Raw genomic sequence first — 17,313 nt, 5'->3', positions numbered from 1 at the left:
TGTTATACGTCGTCGTACAACATGGTTGCGGATAGTTGCGAGGTTTTCCGCAAAAGTCAACAGGGCTTTTTACGATGAGTTTGCGCGAGTTGGTAGCCCTCCTAATGCTGCAAAGAGGGCTGTTTTCGGCGGTTTTACCGGTTGTAGAGCGCCTCTGTGTTGTCGATCAACGGGTTTTTCTCGGTCAGGACGATCCGGGCAATCTGGTCCTTGCGCATGAAACTCACCTTCGGATGCGCCTGCGCATAACGAATGAACCGCTCCATCGCCTCGACCATCGCCGGGGTGCCGCCGATGCGGTCGTGCAGACTCACCGACATCATCCGCCGCTTACTCGCGCCTTCGGCGTACAGTCGATCAAATTCCAGCACCAGTTGCTGATAGAACTGCTCGGCGGAAAAGTGCCGACCCTCGATCAGCACGATGTCGTTGTTGCGCAGGGTATAGGGGACCACGGCGAATTTTCGCCCACGAACCATGGTCACGAACGGTTCGTCGCGGCTGACATCATCGATGTGGTAGGTGAAGTTCAGGTCTTGCAGGATCTTCAGCGTGTTGGGGCTGCGCCGCAGCCAGTTGGCGTTGTAGCCCACCGAGCGCTGGCCGGTGAGTTTTTCCACCGCGTTGACACCGTCGCCGATGAACTGCTTTTCCTGGTCGTAACTCATGTTGTAGGAGTCGGCCCAACGCATGCCGTGGGCTGCCAGTTCGTGGCCGCGCTCGGCAATTGCCTTCGCCAGTTCCGGGTGCTTGAGCGCCGCTTCGCCGACCACATGCGAGGTGACCTTGATCCCGGTGCGATCCCACAGATCGAGCATCCGCCACAAACCTTCCTTGTAGCCATAATCAAACCAGGTCTGCGCCGGCAGATCCGGGTAGCCCTTGGGCAATGGGCTGCCGGAAAACGGACTTTCCGCACCTTCGGGCTGCCCGCCTGTTTCGAACTGCATCGACACCGAAATCACCAGTTGCGAGCCGTCCGGCCACGGCCGTTCCTGAGCGAAGGCGAGGGCGGGCAGCATCAGGGCGGCAGCCAGAAGGTTTTTCAGCAGGCGTGGGGAGCGTTGCCGGAGGGGCGTGGTCATAACGGGCACCTTGCAGGTTGAGAAGGGCTGCAAGGGTGGCAGTTGCCCGGCGCGGGAAAAATCCGTTGCGGGCGAGAAGACCTTTAAACAGAATTTACGAATCAGGCTTCACACAATTCCAGTGCAGGCGAAGGCCTACAAAGGATATGGGTTTGCCGCAAGATTTGCGGCAAACTCCCGGCAACACAAGCACAAGGCCTTTCAATGGATCGATACGCCCCGCGCGACTGGCAGCCTCACGAGAAGCCCAGTCTGCCCGGTTCCCCCTCGACGCCGCTGCACTCCAACCCCAAGCGCCTGGCCTATGCGCTGGTCGGGCTGCTGGTGGCGGTGACCGGTGGTTTGGGTAACTCGCTGGTGGTCGCCAACCTGCCTTACCTGCAAGGCGCGCTGGGCGCGACCACGGCGGAGATGGCCTGGCTGCCGGCCGCCTACGTGATGACCAACGTGTCGATGAACCTGCTGCTGGTGAAGTTTCGTCAGCAGTTCGGCCTGCGCGCGTTCACCGAAGTGTTTCTGGTGCTGTATGCGTTGGTGACGTTCGGCCACCTGTTCGTCAACGACCTGAGCTCGGCCATCGCGGTGCGGGCGGCGCATGGCATGGTCGGTGCGGCGCTGAGTTCGCTGGGCCTGTATTACATGGTTCAGGCGTTTCCGGCCAAGTGGCGGCTGAAGGCGCTGGTGCTGGGCCTCGGCGCCTCGCAACTGGCTTTGCCGCTGGCGCGATTGTTCTCCGAAGACTTGCTGCAGATTGCCGAATGGCGCGGCTTGTACCTGTTCGAATTGGGCATGGCCTTGCTGTCGCTGGGCTGCGTGCTGCTGCTCAAGTTGCCGCCCGGTGACCGTTTCAAAACCTTCGAACCGCTGGATTTTCTGACCTTCGCGATTCTCGCCAGCGGCGTGGCACTGCTTTGCGCGGTGTTGTCGCTGGGGCGGATCGATTGGTGGCTGGAGGCCAACTGGATCGGCTATGCGCTGGCGGCCTCGATTGCCCTGATCCTCGCCGGCCTGGCGATCGAACACAATCGCAGCAACCCGATGCTGATGACCCGCTGGCTCGGCAGCGGCACGATGATCCGCCTGGCGCTGGCGGTGACCCTGATTCGTATGGTCACTTCGGAACAGTCCACCGGCGCCGTCGGTTTCATGCAGAACCTCAACATGGGTTATGAGCAGTTGCACAGCCTGTACGTGGTGATGCTGATCGGCAGCATCGCCGGGTTGGCGACCAGCGCCCTGACCATCGACCCCAAGCACCTGCTGATGCCGCTGATCATTTCGCTGGCGCTGATGGCGACAGGTTCGGTGATGGACAGTTTTTCCAACAACCTGACCCGCCCGCAAAACCTGTATTTCAGCCAGTTTCTGCTGGCCTTCGGCAGCACGTTCTTTCTTGGCCCGACCATGGTTTTCGGCACCCGCAACGTGCTGACCAATCCGCGCAATCTGGTGAGTTTTTCGGTGTTGTTCGGGATCTGCAACAACCTCGGGGGCCTGCTCGGCGCGGCGTTGCTGGGCACGTTCCAGATCGTGCGCGAGAAATTCCACTCCAGTCATCTGGTCGAGCACCTGACGCTGTCCGATCCGCTGGTGGCCGGCCGCGTACAGAGCGGCGGGTCGGCGGTCGGCTCGGTGCTGGCCGACCCGAGCCTGCGCAACCTGCAGGGCATTCGCAGCCTGGCGAATGCTGCGACTCGCGAAGCCAACGTACTGGCCTATAACGATGTATTCATGCTGATCGCCGTGATTGCGGTGCTGACCATGATCTGGCTGTCCATTCGTGCGCTGTGGCTGATGAGTACCACCAAAGCCGTCGCCCCAGCGCCTTCCGTACCTCCTGACGGTGCCTCCAATTCATGACCGAACCGACCACCACAACCACCAATGCCATCGCCGCCACCCCCGAAGGCGTGGCGCCGCCGTCCTCGCCGAACACCGAACCGCGCTCGCTGCGGGTGCGGATCATCTCGTCGCTGGGCTTTGCCGCGATTGCCATCGTCGGCGTGCTGATCGTGCTCTACGCCTGGCAGTTACCGCCGTTCAGCAGTGCGGTCGAAACCACTGAAAACGCCCTGGTGCGCGGCCAGGTGACGATCATCGGCCCGCAGCTCAGCGGCTACGTGTTCGAGGTGCCGGTGCAGGATTTCCAGTACGTGAAGGCCGGCGACCTGCTGGTGCGTCTGGACGACCGGATTTATCAGCAGCGCCTCGACCAGTCGCTGGCGCAACTGGCGGTGCAGAAAGCCGCGCTGGCCAACGTGGTGCAGCAACGCAACAGCGCCGAAGCGACGATCAAACTGCGTCAGGCGGTGGTGGCCGACAGCGAAGCGCAGTTGCGTAAAAGCGAGGCGGATCTGCGGCGTAACAAGGAGCTGGTGAGTGACGGCTCGGTGTCGAAACGCGAGATGGACGTGACGCTCGCGGCCAATGCGCAGAGTATTGCGGCGGTGGCGCAGGCCAAGGCCAATCTGGAAATCGCCCGGCAGGATCTGCAGACGGTAATCGTCAATCGCGGTTCGCTGGAAGCCTCGGTGGCCAGCGCTGAAGCGGCGGTGCAACTGGCGCGGATCGACTTGTCGAATACGCGCATTGTCGCCCCGCGTGACGGCCAGCTCGGGCAGATCGGCGTGCGCCTGGGCGCTTACGTCAACTCCGGGGCGCAGTTGATGGCGTTGGTGCCGAACCAGAAATGGGTGATCGCCAACATGAAGGAAACCCAGATGAACAACGTGCGTGTCGGGCAGCCTGTGCGCTTCACCGTCGATGCGCTGAACCACCGCAAGTTCACCGGCCATGTGCAGCACATTTCGCCCGGCACCGGTTCGGAGTTCGCCCTGTTGCAGGCCGACAACGCTACCGGCAACTTCGTCAAAATCGCCCAGCGCGTGCCGGTGCGGATCACCATTGATGAGGGGCAGCAGGAAGAGGAGCGCTTGCGTCCGGGGATGTCGGTGGTCGTCAGCATCGACACCGCAGCGGGCGACACACAACCGCATTAAGAGCAAAAAGATCGCAGCCTTCGGCAGCTCCTACAGGGAATCGCAGGAGCTGCCGGAGGCTGCGATCTTTTGCTTTTCAGGCTGCAATCATCGGCGGCAGGGTACCGAGCAGGGAGACCGCAGCAACGGCACCCATCCCCAACAACCACTCCAGCACCACACTGCGTTTGAGCGCGCCCCTCCGCTGTTCGCAGTCATCAATCCGCAAGCGGTTGAACAGCGCCAGCGCGAGCATGCCGACCACCAGCAACGCCTTGATCAGCAGAATCAAGGCAAACCCTGCAAACAGCGGCGTCGGCCACCATTGCCCGGTCAGCACGCGCACGTTGATCAGCCCGGTGATCAGCAGCCCGCCGACGAGCGCATAACCGACGCCGCTGAAGCGTTGCAGGATCCGGCCCATTGCTGCGCCTGGCTGGCGCAGGATCAACACCAATAGCAACAGGCCGCCGAGCCATGCAGCCACGCAGGTCAGATGAACGATCTGATTGAGGATCAGCAGGTGCCCGCTGAGACCGTCGAGCATCGCCCCGTGGCCGACCGGCGCCAGGGTCGCCAGGAGCAGCGCGCTCAAGCCCAGGCGCAACGCCAGGCTCGAACGCCAAGGCGTGAACAGCAATGCCAGCAACAGCGCGTTGATCAGCAGATGCCAGCGCCAGACCTGGCCGAAAAACGTGTTGCCGAGCACCGCGCCAATGGTCGTCGGGTCGAACGCTGCCGCAGTCGAACCGGCCATGCTGGCGGTGATCAACAGCGCCCAGGTCACACCGCTGACCAGCGCAATCGCGGTCAGCCAGCGCGCCAGTCGTGCCAGATGCCGATCCAGTGTCGGCACTGGCGCCTTGAGCAGCATCGGCCGGAACAGCCAGGCGCCGAACAGCATCAACACCGCGCTGAAATGCACAAAACGGCACAGCACCAGCGCTTCACTCATGAATTACTGGCCAACCTTGAACTGGTAGGCGCCTTTGCTCTTGTGCGTGTCGACCGACACCGCGTGCCATTCGACTTTGTATTCACCGGCGCCGAGTGCTGCGGCGGGGGTGACGATCAGGGTTTTCTTGTCGCCTTCGGTGGTCAGCGGTTTGATTGCGACCGGGGCGCCGTCGTGGGTCAGGCTGACTTTGGTGAAACTGGCTTCGACGCCTTCAGAAAAGGTCAGGCGCAGATCGGCCGGAGCGGCGACGGTGCTGTCGGCGGCCGGGGTGGCATTTTTCAGGTGGGCGTGGGCGAAAACCGAAGATGCGGCGAACAGCGAAGCGAGCAGGGCAGTGGTGGTCAGGACGTTCTTGAACAGCATCGCGGATACCTCTGAGGCAGGACAAAGAAGCGCCAGTTTAGCCATGCGCAGACCTTCGTACGAAGTTTTGTTTGCAGCGGTCGCCCCGAGGCCAGAGCGGATGCTAGTCTTCAGCAACGTCGTTGTCAGGGAGCCCTCATGGGCAATCACAAGATCGAGATCCGCCGCAGTAACGTCGAGAAAATCCTGCTGGCGGCGGAAAAAGTCTTCGCCGAAAAAGGCTTCGGCGGCACCGCCATGGCCGACATTGCCGCCGAGGTGCAATTGCCGCGCTCCAACCTGCATTACTACTTTTCCACCAAGAGCGAACTGTACAGCGCCGTGCTGTTCGACCTGCTGGAAGTGTGGAAGCAGGATGCGCTGTGCTTCGAGATGTTCGACGATCCAAGGGTGGTGCTCAGCAGCTACATCCGCGCCAAGATGAACCATTCGCGCAGCCGGCCGTACGGCTCGAAAGTCTGGGCCAACGAAATCATCCACGGCGCGCCGACCCTCGGTGAGGCGCTGGATCTGAGCCTTTACGACTGGGCGAAAATGAAGGAAGCGAAGATCCGCCAGTGGGTCGAGGACAAGCGGATTCTGCCGGTGGAGCCATCGAGCCTGCTGTATATGATCTGGGCCTCGACCCAGCATTACGCCGACTTCGACCATCAGGTGAATATTTTGAACGAGCATCAGCCGCTGTCGGACATGCAGTTCGAGCGGGCGGTACAGACGGTGACCAGCGTGATATTGCGCGGGATCGGGTTGGAGCCATAAATCAAAAGATCGTCCGATCGCGGCCCGAGCCTGCGGCAGCTCCTACACCGACCTCTGTAGGAGCTGCCGCAGGCTCGGGCCGCGATCGGACGATCTTTTGATCTTAAGAATCAGACCGCGACATGGTACGGATTGCGCGGATCATGGTTCCAGTCCAGAAACGGCTTGCCCGTCTCCATCGGCACCATCTCGATGCAATCCGCCACCGGGCAGGTGATCTGGCATAGATTGCAGCCCACACACTCATCATCGATCACTTCATATTTATGCGTGCCGTCGGCCTGTTTCAGGCTGCTGATCGCCTGGTGTGACGTGTCCTCGCAAGCAATGTGGCAACGCCCGCAACCGATGCACGCGTCCTGATCAATCCTGGCGATGACCTGATAGTTGATGTCGAGGTACTTCCAGTCGGTGGTATTGCCCACCGCGCGCCCGGAAAACTCGGCGATATTGGCGTAGCCCTGACTGTCCATCCAGCGCGACAGGCCATCCTTCATCTCCTCGACAATCCGGAAGCCGTGGAGCATCGCCGCCGTGCACACCTGCACCGCGCCGCTGCCCAACGCCATGAACTCTGCCGCGTCACGCCAACTGCCGATGCCACCAATGCCGCAGATCGGCAGGCCCTGGGTCTGCGGATCACGGGCGATCTCGGCGACCATGTTCAGCGCAATCGGCTTCACCGCCGAGCCGCAGTAACCGCCGTGGGTGCTTTTGCTGCCGACGGTGGGCAGGGCGACCATGTTCTCCAGATCGACGCTGGTGATCGAGTTGATGGTGTTGATCAGCGACACCGCATCGGCGCCACCGCGATGTGCGGCGCGGGCGGCGACGCGGATGTCGGTGATGTTCGGCGTCAGTTTGACGATCACCGGCAGCGAACAATAGGTCTTGCACCATCGAGTGACCTGCTCGACGTACTCCGGCACCTGACCGACCGCCGCGCCCATGCCGCGCTCGGGCATGCCGTGCGGGCAACCGAAATTCAGCTCGATGCCGTCGGCACCGGTGGCTTCCACCAGCGGCAGGATGTGTTTCCACGACTCCTCGACGCACGGCACCATCAGCGAGACGATCAGCGCACGGTCCGGCCAGTCTTTCTTGACCTGGGTGATCTCGCGCAGGTTGATCTCCAGCGAGCGGTCGGTGATCAGTTCGATGTTGTTGATGCCCAGCACTTCGCGGTTGTTGCCGTAATGCGCCGAGTAGCGCGATGAGACGTTGACCGCTGCCGGGTCCTCGCCGAGGGTTTTCCAGACCACGCCACCCCAGCCGGCCTCGAAGGCGCGGACCACGTTGTAGGCCTTGTCGGTCGGCGGCGCGGAGGCCAGCCAGAATGGATTAGGGGCTTTGATACCGGCGAAGACAATCGAGAGATCGGCCATTTACGCAGCCTCCACGTTGAGCATCAGTTGCGCGTTGATCGCCTCGGCGGCGAGTTTGCCGTGCTGTACGGCTTGCACGGTGAGGTCCTGATCGAGGCTGGTGCAGTCGCCGCCGGCATACACGCCGGGAATGCTGGTGCGCAGGTGATCGTCGACCTGAATCCGATCGCCCTGACGCTTGAGTTCGCGCGCCAGCGGGTCGGCGAGAGCGCTGCTGTCGAAGGCCTGGCCGATGGCTTTGAAGATCGCATCGGCCGCTAGCTCGAAAGTTTCCCCAGTGGTTTGCAGACGACCGTCGACCAGTTGCGTGCGGGCGAAACGCATGCCGCGCACCTTGCCTTGCGCGTCGAGCAGCACTTCCTCCGGTTGCGCCCAGGTCAGCAGGCGCACCTGATTGGCCTTGGCGATGTCCTGTTCGTGGCCGGTGGCGCCCATGTCCGCCGCACCCCGGCGATACACCAGATTCACATCACGCGCTCCGAGGCGGGCCATTTGCACGGCCATGTCGATCGCGGTGTTGCCGGCGCCGAGGACGATGCAGCGTTCGGCCAGTGGCAGTTGCGTCAGGTCATCGGTCTGGCGCAGTTCGCGGATGTAGTCGGTGGCGGTGAGCAGGCCGGGGGCATCTTCGTGGGGCAGGCCGAGCTGTTTGCTGGCGTTGAGGCCGAGGCCGAGGAACACTGCGTCGAACTGCTGATGCAGCTCGCTGAGGGTCAGATTCTCGCCGAGTTTCTGCCCATGACGGATTTCGATACCGCCGATCTGCAGAAGGAAATCCAGCTCCTTCTGCGCGTAGTCGTCGACCAGTTTGTACTTGGCGATCCCGTATTCATTGAGGCCGCCGGCCTTCTCCCGCGCTTCGAAAATCACCACGTCGTGGCCGTGCATGGCACTGCGGTGGGCGCAGGACAAACCCGCTGGCCCGGCGCCGACCACGGCGACGCGCTTGCCGGTGCTCGCCGCACGCTGGAACGGGTGCTCGGTGAAATTCGCATTGTCCACGGCGTAGCGTTGCAGCAGGCCGATCAGCACCGGCGCGCATTCCTGGGCGTTGTTGCGCACGCAGGCTTGCTGGCAAAGGATTTCCGTCGGGCAGACCCGGGCACAACTGCCGCCGAGGATGTTCGCCGAAAGAATTTTCTGCGCTGCGCCGGGCACGTTGTCCTGATGGATGTTGCGGATGAACGACGGAATGTCGATCTCGCTCGGGCACGCATTGACGCATGGCGCGTCGTAGCAATACAGGCAGCGCGAGGCTTCCAGGTGTGCCTGCCGGGCGTTGAGCGGTGGCGCCAGATCAGTGAAATGGCCGGCGAGGGCGGCCGCGCTTTCGTGCGGATGCGGGAGATGGTTCAGGGTCTCGATCACGGTTGTGTGCCTCACGGTAACTGCCTCTATCGGGCATTGGCCAAATCCCCGTGTAGGAGCTGCCGAAGGCTGCGATCTTTGATCTTGATCTTTAACACCAGGATCAAAAGATCGCAGCCTTCGGCAGCTCCTGCAGGGGAATGCATTTCAAATGTGTGCGAGCCTGCTCGCGAAGGCCGAAGGCCTGGAATTCAGCGTTTCACCGCTGTTGGCTTGTGCAACTCAGCCCGCTTGCTCAGCAAATCAAACACCGCCGGATACGCCGGCCGTTCGATGTACCGTCCGGCACCGCGCTCGGCGCGCAGGTCGCCGTCGGCCCAGACCACTTTGCCCTGGCTGACGGTATGGCTCGGCACGCCGCGCACGGTCTTGCCTTCGAAGATGTTGAAGTCCACCTGTTGATGGTGGGTCTTGGCGGAAATGGTGCGGGTGCCTTGCGGATCCCACAGCACCAGGTCGGCATCGGCGCCGACGCGGATCGCGCCTTTGCGCGGATAAAGGTTGAAGATTTTCGCAGTGTTGGTTGAGGTGAGGGCAACGAAGTCCTGCATCGACAAACGTCCGCTGTTGACCCCTTCATCCCACAGCACCGCCATGCGGTCTTCAATGCCGGCGGTGCCGTTGGGGATCTTGCTGAAGTCATCGCGCCCGGCGGCTTTTTGCTCGGCGCAGAAGCAGCAGTGGTCAGTGGCGGTGGTGTGCAGATTGCCGCTTTGCAGGCCGCGCCACAGGGCTTCCTGATGGCCGCGCGGGCGGAACGGCGGGCTCATCACGTAACCGGCGGCGGTCTGCCAGTCCGGGTGCTGGTAGACGCTGTCGTCGAGCAGCAAATGCCCGGCGAGCACTTCGCCGTACACCGGTTGGCCCTTGCTGCGCGCGTAAGTGATTTCGTCCAGCGCTTCCTTGGTCGAGACATGCACCAGGTACAACGGCGTGCCGATGGTCTCGGCAATACGGATCGCCCGGCTCGCCGCTTCGCCTTCCACCTGCGAGGGCCGCGACAGCGGATGCGCTTCCGGCCCGGTGATGCCCTGGGCCATCAACTTGCGTTGCAGGTGATAGACCAGCTCACCGTTTTCCGCGTGCACGGTCGGCACGGCGCCGAGTTCCAGGCAGCGTTCGAAACTCGCCACCAGCGTGTCGTCGGCGGCCATGATCGCGTTCTTGTAGGCCATGAAATGCTTGAAGCTGTTGATGCCGTGGTGGCTGACCAGCTCAGCCATTTCCTCGCGCACCTGCTCGCTCCACCAGGTGATCGCGACGTGGAAGCCATAGTCCGATGCCGACTTCTCGGCCCAGCCGCGCCACTGATGAAACGCTTCCATCAACGACTGCTGCGGATTGGGAATCACGAAGTCGATGATCGACGTGGTACCCCCAGCCAGACCTGCGGCAGTGCCGCTGTAGAAGTCTTCACTGGCCACGGTACCCATGAAAGGCAATTGCATGTGGGTGTGTGGATCGATGCCGCCGGGCATCAGGTATTGGCCGGTGCCGTCGAGCACTTCGGCACCGGCGGGAACATCCAGGTTCTGACCAACGGCTTTGATCACGCCGTCGGCGCAATAGACGTCTGCGCAATAACTTTCATCATGGGTAACAACAGTGGCGCCACGGATCAACAGAGACATTGCGGCTTCCTCGCAGGCATGACCGGCTTATACCGGTTCTATATGTTTTATAAAAACGTCGATGCTGGAAGATATATTCCTGCCAGCGCTGTCAGGAATAAAAACTAGCTGGTGTTAATCGAATGAGCAAGATTATTTTTTATAAGCTTATAACGTACATAACGTATTGAAATATAAAGATTAAAATTATAAATCACCAAAATGGTGAGGGCTTTCACCATTTTGACGCACTTGACAGGAACCAGAATTGAGCGAGATTTGTCATGGCAAATCAGCTGCTTGAACGCTAAAGAGTCGCGGTCCAGACGCCTTGCTGAAAATAACCGTGCACCACTTTGAACCTGGCTGTTCGAGTAACTTGGCTTGGTATTTTTCGCAAGAGATGAAACAAGTAAGCAACATGCCTCAATAATTTGAATAAAAGCGTTTAAACATCAAACAGTTGAAGGCGCTATACGGACAGGTCGGGAAACTCGGCACAACAGTCGGCACGTTTATTGAGTGCTGGCGCTGACAAGCCAGGCCGGTTCGCGAAGTGCGTGTCCACATGCAAGTACTCCGGCCATCGCCCGGTGTGCGGCGCGTCCGCCCACTCACCCGATGAGCAAAAATAATCAGAATAACCATGGAGCAGCCATGCAACAGAACAGATCGCAAGTGACCGAGCGCGACGGCTTGTTCGAGCTCGACGCCGGCAGCGACGTCCTCGACAGTCCCCGTTACAACCACGACATGGCACCGACCAAGGTGCGCGAGCGAACCTGGAACAAATGGCACATCACCGCGCTGTGGGTCGGCATGTCGGTGTGCGTGCCGACCTACACCCTCGGCGGCGTGCTCACCGCGTATTTCGGCCTGACCGTCGGCGAAGCGCTGATGGCGATTCTGCTGGCCAACGTCATCGTGCTGATCCCGTTGACCCTCAATGCTTTCCCCGGCACCAAGTACGGCATTCCATTTCCGGTGCTGCTGCGTTCGTCGTTCGGCGTGCTTGGCTCCAACGTGCCGTGCCTGATTCGTGCGCTGGTGGCGTGCGGCTGGTTTGGCATCCAGACCATGTTCGGCGGGCTGGCGATTCACCTGTTTCTCGGCTCGGTATTCGAGGGCTGGAAATCCCTCGGCGGCACGGGGGAGGTGATCGGCTTCATGATCTTCTGGGCGCTGAACCTGTGGGTGGTGATCCGCGGCGCCGAGTCGATCAAATGGCTGGAAACCCTGTCCGCGCCGTTGCTGGTGGCGGTCGGCATCGGCCTGCTGGTGTGGGCCATGCCCAATGTGTCGATGACCGAGTTGCTGGCGATTCCACCCAAACGTCCTGAAGGCGCCAGCGTGGTCAGTTACTTCGCCGCCGGGCTGACGGCGATGGTCGGCTTCTGGGCCACATTGTCACTGAACATTCCTGACTTCAGCCGTTACGCCAAGAGTCAGAAGGACCAGATACTCGGGCAGATTTTCGGTCTCCCGCTGACCATGTTCCTGTTCGCTTCGCTGGGGGTGGTGATGACTGCCGCGTCGGTGAAGCTGGTCGGTGTCACCGTGTCGGATCCGGTCAGTCTGATCGGCCATATCCAGAGTCCGGTGTGGGTGGCGGTGGCCATGGCACTGATCATCATCGCCACGCTTTCGACCAACACCGCAGCGAACATCGTCTCGCCGACCAACGACTTCCAGAACATTGCGCCCAAGGTGATCAATCGCACCAAAGCGGTGTTACTCACCGGCTTCGTCGGGCTGGCGCTGATGGCCCACGAGCTGCTGAAAAAGCTCGGGCTGATCGTCTCCGATGTCAGCCTGGAAACCGTGTATTCCAACTGGCTGCTGGGCTATTCGAGCCTGCTCGGGCCGATCGCCGGGATCATGGTGGTGGACTATTTCCTGATCAAGAAACAGCAACTGGACCTGGCCGGGTTGTACCGCGACGACGTGTATCCGGCGTGGAATTGGGCGGGATTTACCGCGTTTGGCGTACCGGTGGTGCTGACCCTGCTGTCGCTGGGTAGCGATGCGTTCAGCTGGTTCTACAGCTACGGCTGGTTCACCGGTTCGGCGCTGGGCGGGGTGATTTATTACGGGTTGTGCGTGATGCGGGCGCAGCCTTCGGTCGTGAAATCACCGGTGTGAGGGATGGCCCATTCGCGAGCAGGCTCGCTCCCACGGGGGAACGCACTCCAAATGTGGGAGCGAGCCTGCTCGCGAAGATGGCCTGACTAACGCCAGAGATGTACCTGAATAAATTCATAAGAAACTGCCTGAGGAGATCAACATGAACGCAGCCGTAGACGTTCTGCAATCCACCCATCAGCACATTAACCGCGACCGCCTCTGGGCCTCGCTCATGGAACTGGCCAAGCTCGGTGCCACGGTCAAGGGCGGTGTCTGTCGTCTGGCCTTGACCGACCTCGATCGTCAGGCCCGTGACTTGTTCGTGCAGTGGTGCAAGGACGCCGGGTGCAGCGTCACGGTGGATGAAGTCGGCAACATCTTCGCCCGTCGCCCGGGGCGCAATCCGGATCTGCCGCCGGTGATGACTGGCAGCCACATCGACACCCAGCCCACCGGCGGCAAGTTCGACGGCTGCTTCGGCGTCCTTGCCGGAGTCGAAGTGCTGCGCACCCTCAATGACCTCGGCGTGGAAACCGAAGCGCCGCTGGAAGTCGTGGTCTGGACCAACGAAGAAGGTTCGCGCTTCGCCCCGTGCATGATGGGTTCCGGAGTGTTCGCGGAAAAATTCACCCTCGAAGAAACCCTGGCCAAGGTCGATGCCGAAGGCGTCACCGTTGGCGAAGCCCTGAATGCCATCGGTTACGCCGGGTCACGCAAAGTCAGCGGGCACAAGGTCGGTGCGTATTTTGAAGCGCACATCGAACAAGGCCCGATCCTCGAAGACGAACAGAAAACCATCGGCGTGGTGCTCGGCGCACTCGGGCAGAAGTGGTTCGACCTGAAACTGCGCGGCGTCGAAGCCCACGCCGGGCCAACGCCGATGCACCTGCGCAAGGACGCGTTGGTCGGCGCCTCGGTGATCGTCGGTGCGGTCAACCGAGCCGCCCTCGGCCATCAACCCCACGCCTGCGGCACCGTCGGTTGCCTGCAAGCCTATCCCGGCTCGCGCAACGTCATTCCCGGCGAAGTGCGCATGACCCTCGACTTCCGCCATCTGCAACCAGCGCGCCTGGACTCGATGATCGTCGAGGTGAAGCAGGTCATCGAGGCCACCTGCGAAGAACACGGCCTGAGCTATGAACTGACCCCGACTGCCGACTTTCCGCCGCTGTACTTCGAAAAGGGCTGCGTCGAGGCGGTACGCGGCGCGGCGCAAGGCCTGGGCCTGTCGCACATGGACATCGTCAGCGGCGCCGGCCACGACGCGATCTTTCTCGCCGAACTCGGCCCGGCGGGAATGATCTTCGTGCCGTGCGAAGGCGGGATCAGCCACAACGAAATCGAGAACGCGGCGCCGGATGATCTGGCGGCCGGGTGCGCGGTCTTGTTGCGGGCGATGCTGGCGGCTTCGGCGATGGTGGCAGCGGGGCGGCGCGCGGCTTGAAGATCAAAAGATCGCAGCCTGCGGCAGCTCCTACAGTGGGATTGCGTTCAACTTGTAGGAGCTGCCGCAGGCTGCGATCTTTTCGTGTTCACCTGTAGGAACGTCTGGTTTGATCAACCGGGGCGTTGATTTTTACTCGCAGTGCCCTGGCGTCGGTCAGGGCCGTTGGGGTTGCCAACATCCAGCAACCGTCGTTCGACCAGGACATTCTCCAGTGCCTGACGCTCGACCGGCGCCATTTGGTGTTCGCGCTTTTTCAGCTCGAGCAGAATCGGGCTGGACCAGGTGCGATAAGTCTGTTCGATGTTGCGGCGCGACGTCATCAGTCTCTCCTTGATCAAGAGCCCGGTGTAGCTGGCAGGGGCTCAATCCGATGAGGGAGTAACCTTAGTCGACAAAACCCGAGTCCGCGAATGCACCGTTGTTCCCTGTAGGAGTGAGCCTGCTCGCGATAGCGGCGTATCAGTCAGAGGTGATGTGGCTGACAGACCGCTATCGCGAGCAGGCTCACTCCTGCAAATGGATTTGAGGTGCTGTTGAAGTGTTCGGCACGATCACGAACGCCTGCGGTCGTAATCTTCACACGCGCATTCCCTGTGGAGATCCAATGAGCCAGGAAGTCCTGACCACTGAAACCAACCGTCGCCAGCTGCAGCAGATCATCGCCGGGCTGTCCGACGGGGTGATTCTGCTGGAGCTCGATCAGAGCATTCTCTGGGCCAACGAGGCGGCGCTGGCGATGCACGGTGTCAGCCGGATCGGTGAGCTGGGCACTAATGCCGACGAGTATGCCAAGCGCTTCAGCCTGCGCTATCGCAACAATCATACGGTGCCCCCGGAACACTACCCGATCAGCCGCGCGGCGCGCTGTGAAGCGTTCAACGACGTGCTGATTGAAGTATCTGCCGTAAACGATCCCGAGCACGTTTGGGTGCACAGCGTGCGCAGCATGATCCTGACTGACCGCGAAGGGCAGCCGGAGTCGCTGGTGCTGATCATGAGCGACGTTACCGATTGGGCCAACGCCGAGCAGCGCTTCGAAAAGACCTTCAATGCCAACCCGGCGCCGGCGGTGATCTGCCGCCTCAGTGATTTGCGCTACATCAAGGTCAATCCGGGGTTTCTGGAGATGACCGGTTACACCCGCGAGCAGGTGATCGGCACCTCGGCCTATGAAATCGACATCTTCGAACAGGCCGAAAAAAAGGATCTGGCGATCCAGCGCCTGCGCGATGTGGCGACCATTCCGCAGATGCAGGCTCAACTGCGTCTGCCCGATGGCGGCAGCAAGCAAGTGATCGTCGCCGGGCAACCGTTGGTGCTCAATGATGAGGATTGCATGCTGTTTTCCTTTGTCGACATGGAGCTGCGCCACAAGGCTGAAGTCGCGCTGCGTCAGAGTGAAGAACGCTTTGCCAAGGCGTTCCGCCTGACCCCGGTGCCGATTCTGATCTGCAGCGCCGAGGACCAGCAGGTGATTGATGTCAACCAGGCGTTCCTCGACACCTTGGCTTATGCCAGCGACGATGTCGTGGGCAAAACCGTGACGCAGCTTAATTTCATTGACGACGATGGCGCGCGGGCCCGACTGCTGACGGCCCTGGCGAAAAACGGTCGGGTTGATCGGGTTGACGTCCGCGTGCGCAAGAAGGATGCAGAGCTGTTGGAGTGCGCGGTGTCCGCCGACACCGTGAATATTCAGGACACGCCGTGCTATCTGCTGGTGCTGATGGACATCACCGAACGCAAGCGCACCGAGCTGGAGTTGGTGGCGGCGATTGAAGAGGTGATGAAGGATGCGTCGTGGTTCAGTCGGACGCTGATCGAAAAACTGGCCAACGTGAAGAAGGTCAACTCGCCGCAACTGCCGAGCGTGTCGTTCACTGACCTCACGGCGCGTGAGCGCGATGTGCTGGGGCTGATCTGCGAAGGGCTGGCCGACAAGGAGATCGCCGCACGCCTGAAGCTGGCGCCGAACACCGTGCGCAATCATGTGGCGACGGTGTATTCCAAGCTCGATGTGCACAGTCGCAGCGAGGCAATTGTCTGGGCGCGCGAGCGTGGTCTGTTTTCTGGAGAACGCGGCGCGAAGGGCCAGCGGTAGGTGCAAATGTACTAGTCGGCAGGGTGCAAATGCAGGTTCTGGTGCGGGGGGGCAGTTCTTAGTCTGTTGGGGTGCGATACGAGCCTGTTGGCTTGGGATCGTCTCCCTTCGAAACAGCTAAAGGAACAGGCTCCATGATGAATCTTGCGCAGTTGCGCGCCAGCCTCGAACAGAGTTTTTCGCCATTGGCGTGCGAGTGTTCAGTGGATGGGGAGCATTCGCTGACGGTGAAGTTGTATCACCCGGATTCGGGGCAGGTGGATTTGGTGATCAGCGGGTTGAAGCTCAATGCGTTGCGGACGCCGGAGGCTGTGGCGGCGTTGATTGATGAGTTGCGGTATGAGTTGGAGAGCAACTCTTTGCGGGCTGCTCGGGATCCGGATTTGGCTTAGGGTTTGGGGTTTGGGGTTTGGTTTGTTTTGGGTGTATATCCGTTGCTGCGGGGGTTGCTGATTACGGTTCCGCCCTTACGGCGGGTCACTTTTGACAAACGCCTCAAAAGTAACCAAAAGGGCTTTACCCTGACGTTCGGCCCTCGCCTGGGCTCGGGTTCCTTCGCTCCGGGATTCATCCGGGGAGCAGCGCCTACGGTTTGCTTCGCTGCACCTCCTCTCGCTGTGTTTGGCTGCGCCAAACGGTCGCTGCGCTCCCACCCCCGGATAAATCCCTCCACTCAGCCTGCCGACGGGCCCTCAGATCAAGAGCTTTCGGCGAGCTGACACTCGGCCATTGAGTGGGGCGGCTTCGCCGCATGGGGTGCACGCTTTCTAAATTGTAGGAGCCAGCCTGCTGGCGACGGCGGCCTGACAGCCGACCTGTTTCTGGCAGGAGTACTCAACCCCTGTGAGGGCTGGCTTGCCATCGACGGCGGCCTGACAGCCGACCTGTTTCTGGCAGGAGTACTCAACCCCTGTGGGAGCTGGCCTGCCAGCGATGGCGACCTGACAGCCGACCTGTTTCTGGAAGGAGTACTCAACCCCTGTGGGAGCTGGCCTGCTGGCGATGGCGGCCTGACAGCCGACCTGTTTTTGGCAGGAATACTCAACCCCTGTGGGAGCTGGCCTGCCAGCGATGGCGGCCTGACAGCCGACCTGTTTCTGGAAGGAGTACTCAACCCCTGTGGGAGCTGGCCTGC

At 61.2% G+C, this 17,313-nt stretch carries 14 protein-coding genes and 1 pseudogene; 7 read left to right on the top strand and 8 right to left on the bottom strand.

Going from position 1 to position 17,313, the window contains the following annotated elements; translation table 11 throughout:
* Window positions 1-134: 134 nt before the first annotated feature.
* Window positions 135-1,085 (bottom strand): polysaccharide deacetylase family protein, encoded by a 951-nt coding sequence (locus tag BW33_RS23480; RefSeq protein ID WP_047601531.1) that lies wholly within the window; start codon window positions 1,083-1,085, stop codon window positions 135-137.
* Window positions 1,086-1,289: 204 nt separating this feature from the next.
* On the opposite strand from BW33_RS23480, the gene BW33_RS23475 reads away from it, so the two are divergent.
* Window positions 1,290-2,945 carry an MFS transporter gene (locus BW33_RS23475; protein ID WP_047601529.1) on the top strand — a complete coding sequence of 552 codons (1,656 nt, stop codon included), beginning with the start codon at window positions 1,290-1,292 and terminating at the stop codon, window positions 2,943-2,945.
* A complete protein-coding gene (locus BW33_RS23470) occupies window positions 2,942-4,084 on the top strand; it encodes an HlyD family secretion protein (RefSeq protein WP_027613204.1) in 1,143 nt (380 codons plus the stop codon). Before BW33_RS23475 ends, BW33_RS23470 begins: the two co-directional genes overlap by 4 nt.
* Window positions 4,085-4,160: 76 nt before the next feature.
* Here the strand turns inward: BW33_RS23470 and copD are convergent, their stop codons facing one another.
* Both copD and copC read right to left on the bottom strand, forming a co-directional pair.
* A complete protein-coding gene (gene copD / locus BW33_RS23465; RefSeq protein ID WP_047601526.1) occupies window positions 4,161-5,018 on the bottom strand; it encodes a copper homeostasis membrane protein CopD in 858 nt (285 codons plus the stop codon).
* A gap of 3 nt (window positions 5,019-5,021) precedes the next feature.
* Window positions 5,022-5,384 (bottom strand): copper homeostasis periplasmic binding protein CopC, encoded by a 363-nt coding sequence (gene copC, locus BW33_RS23460; protein ID WP_047601524.1) that lies wholly within the window; start codon window positions 5,382-5,384, stop codon window positions 5,022-5,024.
* A 138-nt stretch (window positions 5,385-5,522) separates the two neighbouring features.
* Here copC and BW33_RS23455 point away from each other — a divergent pair, with 138 nt between their 5' ends.
* Window positions 5,523-6,143 carry a TetR/AcrR family transcriptional regulator gene (locus BW33_RS23455; RefSeq protein ID WP_027613201.1) on the top strand — a complete coding sequence of 207 codons (621 nt, stop codon included), beginning with the start codon at window positions 5,523-5,525 and terminating at the stop codon, window positions 6,141-6,143.
* A gap of 110 nt (window positions 6,144-6,253) precedes the next feature.
* Here the strand turns inward: BW33_RS23455 and preA are convergent, their stop codons facing one another.
* From preA to hydA, 3 genes are all read right to left on the bottom strand, one after another.
* Complete coding sequence (preA, locus tag BW33_RS23450; protein ID WP_047601523.1) at window positions 6,254-7,528, bottom strand: NAD-dependent dihydropyrimidine dehydrogenase subunit PreA; 1,275 nt, start codon at window positions 7,526-7,528, stop codon at window positions 6,254-6,256.
* Entirely contained in the window at window positions 7,529-8,896 is a 1,368-nt protein-coding gene (locus tag BW33_RS23445) for an NAD(P)-dependent oxidoreductase (protein WP_047601521.1), read from the bottom strand. It lies immediately after the preceding gene.
* Window positions 8,897-9,087: 191 nt separating this feature from the next.
* On the bottom strand, window positions 9,088-10,527 hold the full coding sequence (hydA, locus tag BW33_RS23440; RefSeq protein WP_047601519.1) for a dihydropyrimidinase: 1,440 nt from the start codon (window positions 10,525-10,527) through the stop codon (window positions 9,088-9,090).
* A gap of 636 nt (window positions 10,528-11,163) precedes the next feature.
* Between hydA and BW33_RS23435 the strand changes: the two genes are divergently transcribed.
* Entirely contained in the window at window positions 11,164-12,648 is a 1,485-nt protein-coding gene (locus BW33_RS23435) for an NCS1 family nucleobase:cation symporter-1 (RefSeq protein WP_047601517.1), read from the top strand.
* Between the two features lie 142 nt (window positions 12,649-12,790).
* Window positions 12,791-14,074 (top strand): Zn-dependent hydrolase, encoded by a 1,284-nt coding sequence (locus BW33_RS23430; RefSeq protein WP_047601514.1) that lies wholly within the window; start codon window positions 12,791-12,793, stop codon window positions 14,072-14,074.
* 113 nt (window positions 14,075-14,187) lie between these two features.
* Here the strand turns inward: BW33_RS23430 and BW33_RS23425 are convergent, their stop codons facing one another.
* Window positions 14,188-14,397, bottom strand: coding sequence for a hypothetical protein (locus BW33_RS23425; protein WP_047601513.1), 210 nt, complete (start codon window positions 14,395-14,397; stop codon window positions 14,188-14,190).
* Window positions 14,398-14,681: 284 nt separating this feature from the next.
* Between BW33_RS23425 and BW33_RS23420 the strand changes: the two genes are divergently transcribed.
* Window positions 14,682-16,178: a helix-turn-helix transcriptional regulator gene (locus BW33_RS23420; RefSeq protein ID WP_047601511.1), complete on the top strand. Its 1,497-nt coding sequence runs from the start codon at window positions 14,682-14,684 to the stop codon at window positions 16,176-16,178.
* Window positions 16,179-16,312: 134 nt separating this feature from the next.
* Entirely contained in the window at window positions 16,313-16,570 is a 258-nt protein-coding gene (locus BW33_RS23415) for a DUF1652 domain-containing protein (RefSeq protein WP_047601509.1), read from the top strand.
* A 375-nt stretch (window positions 16,571-16,945) separates the two neighbouring features.
* On the opposite strand, the pseudogene BW33_RS30295 reads toward BW33_RS23415, so the two are convergent.
* A pseudogene (locus tag BW33_RS30295) lies at window positions 16,946-17,313 on the bottom strand (hypothetical protein); the annotation flags it as partial.

Origin of the sequence: Pseudomonas sp. RIT288 (genome assembly GCF_000631985.1) — a bacterium.
In the GTDB taxonomy this organism is placed as follows: Bacteria; Pseudomonadota; Gammaproteobacteria; order Pseudomonadales; family Pseudomonadaceae; genus Aquipseudomonas.
This window is presented reverse-complemented; position numbering and strand designations above follow the sequence as displayed.

Bases quoted from the DNA above. Each gene is read 5' to 3' on its own strand.
- BW33_RS23480 (WP_047601531.1), bottom strand. From the start codon at position 1,085: ATGACCACGCCCCTCCGGCAACGCTCCCCACGCCTGCTGAAAAACCTT.
- BW33_RS23475 (WP_047601529.1), top strand. From the start codon at position 1,290: ATGGATCGATACGCCCCGCGCGACTGGCAGCCTCACGAGAAGCCCAGT.
- BW33_RS23470 (WP_027613204.1), top strand. From the start codon at position 2,942: ATGACCGAACCGACCACCACAACCACCAATGCCATCGCCGCCACCCCC.
- copD (WP_047601526.1), bottom strand. From the start codon at position 5,018: ATGAGTGAAGCGCTGGTGCTGTGCCGTTTTGTGCATTTCAGCGCGGTG.
- copC (WP_047601524.1), bottom strand. From the start codon at position 5,384: ATGCTGTTCAAGAACGTCCTGACCACCACTGCCCTGCTCGCTTCGCTG.
- BW33_RS23455 (WP_027613201.1), top strand. From the start codon at position 5,523: ATGGGCAATCACAAGATCGAGATCCGCCGCAGTAACGTCGAGAAAATC.
- preA (WP_047601523.1), bottom strand. From the start codon at position 7,528: ATGGCCGATCTCTCGATTGTCTTCGCCGGTATCAAAGCCCCTAATCCA.
- hydA (WP_047601519.1), bottom strand. From the start codon at position 10,527: ATGTCTCTGTTGATCCGTGGCGCCACTGTTGTTACCCATGATGAAAGT.
- BW33_RS23435 (WP_047601517.1), top strand. From the start codon at position 11,164: ATGCAACAGAACAGATCGCAAGTGACCGAGCGCGACGGCTTGTTCGAG.
- BW33_RS23430 (WP_047601514.1), top strand. From the start codon at position 12,791: ATGAACGCAGCCGTAGACGTTCTGCAATCCACCCATCAGCACATTAAC.
- BW33_RS23425 (WP_047601513.1), bottom strand. From the start codon at position 14,397: ATGACGTCGCGCCGCAACATCGAACAGACTTATCGCACCTGGTCCAGC.
- BW33_RS23420 (WP_047601511.1), top strand. From the start codon at position 14,682: ATGAGCCAGGAAGTCCTGACCACTGAAACCAACCGTCGCCAGCTGCAG.
- BW33_RS23415 (WP_047601509.1), top strand. From the start codon at position 16,313: ATGATGAATCTTGCGCAGTTGCGCGCCAGCCTCGAACAGAGTTTTTCG.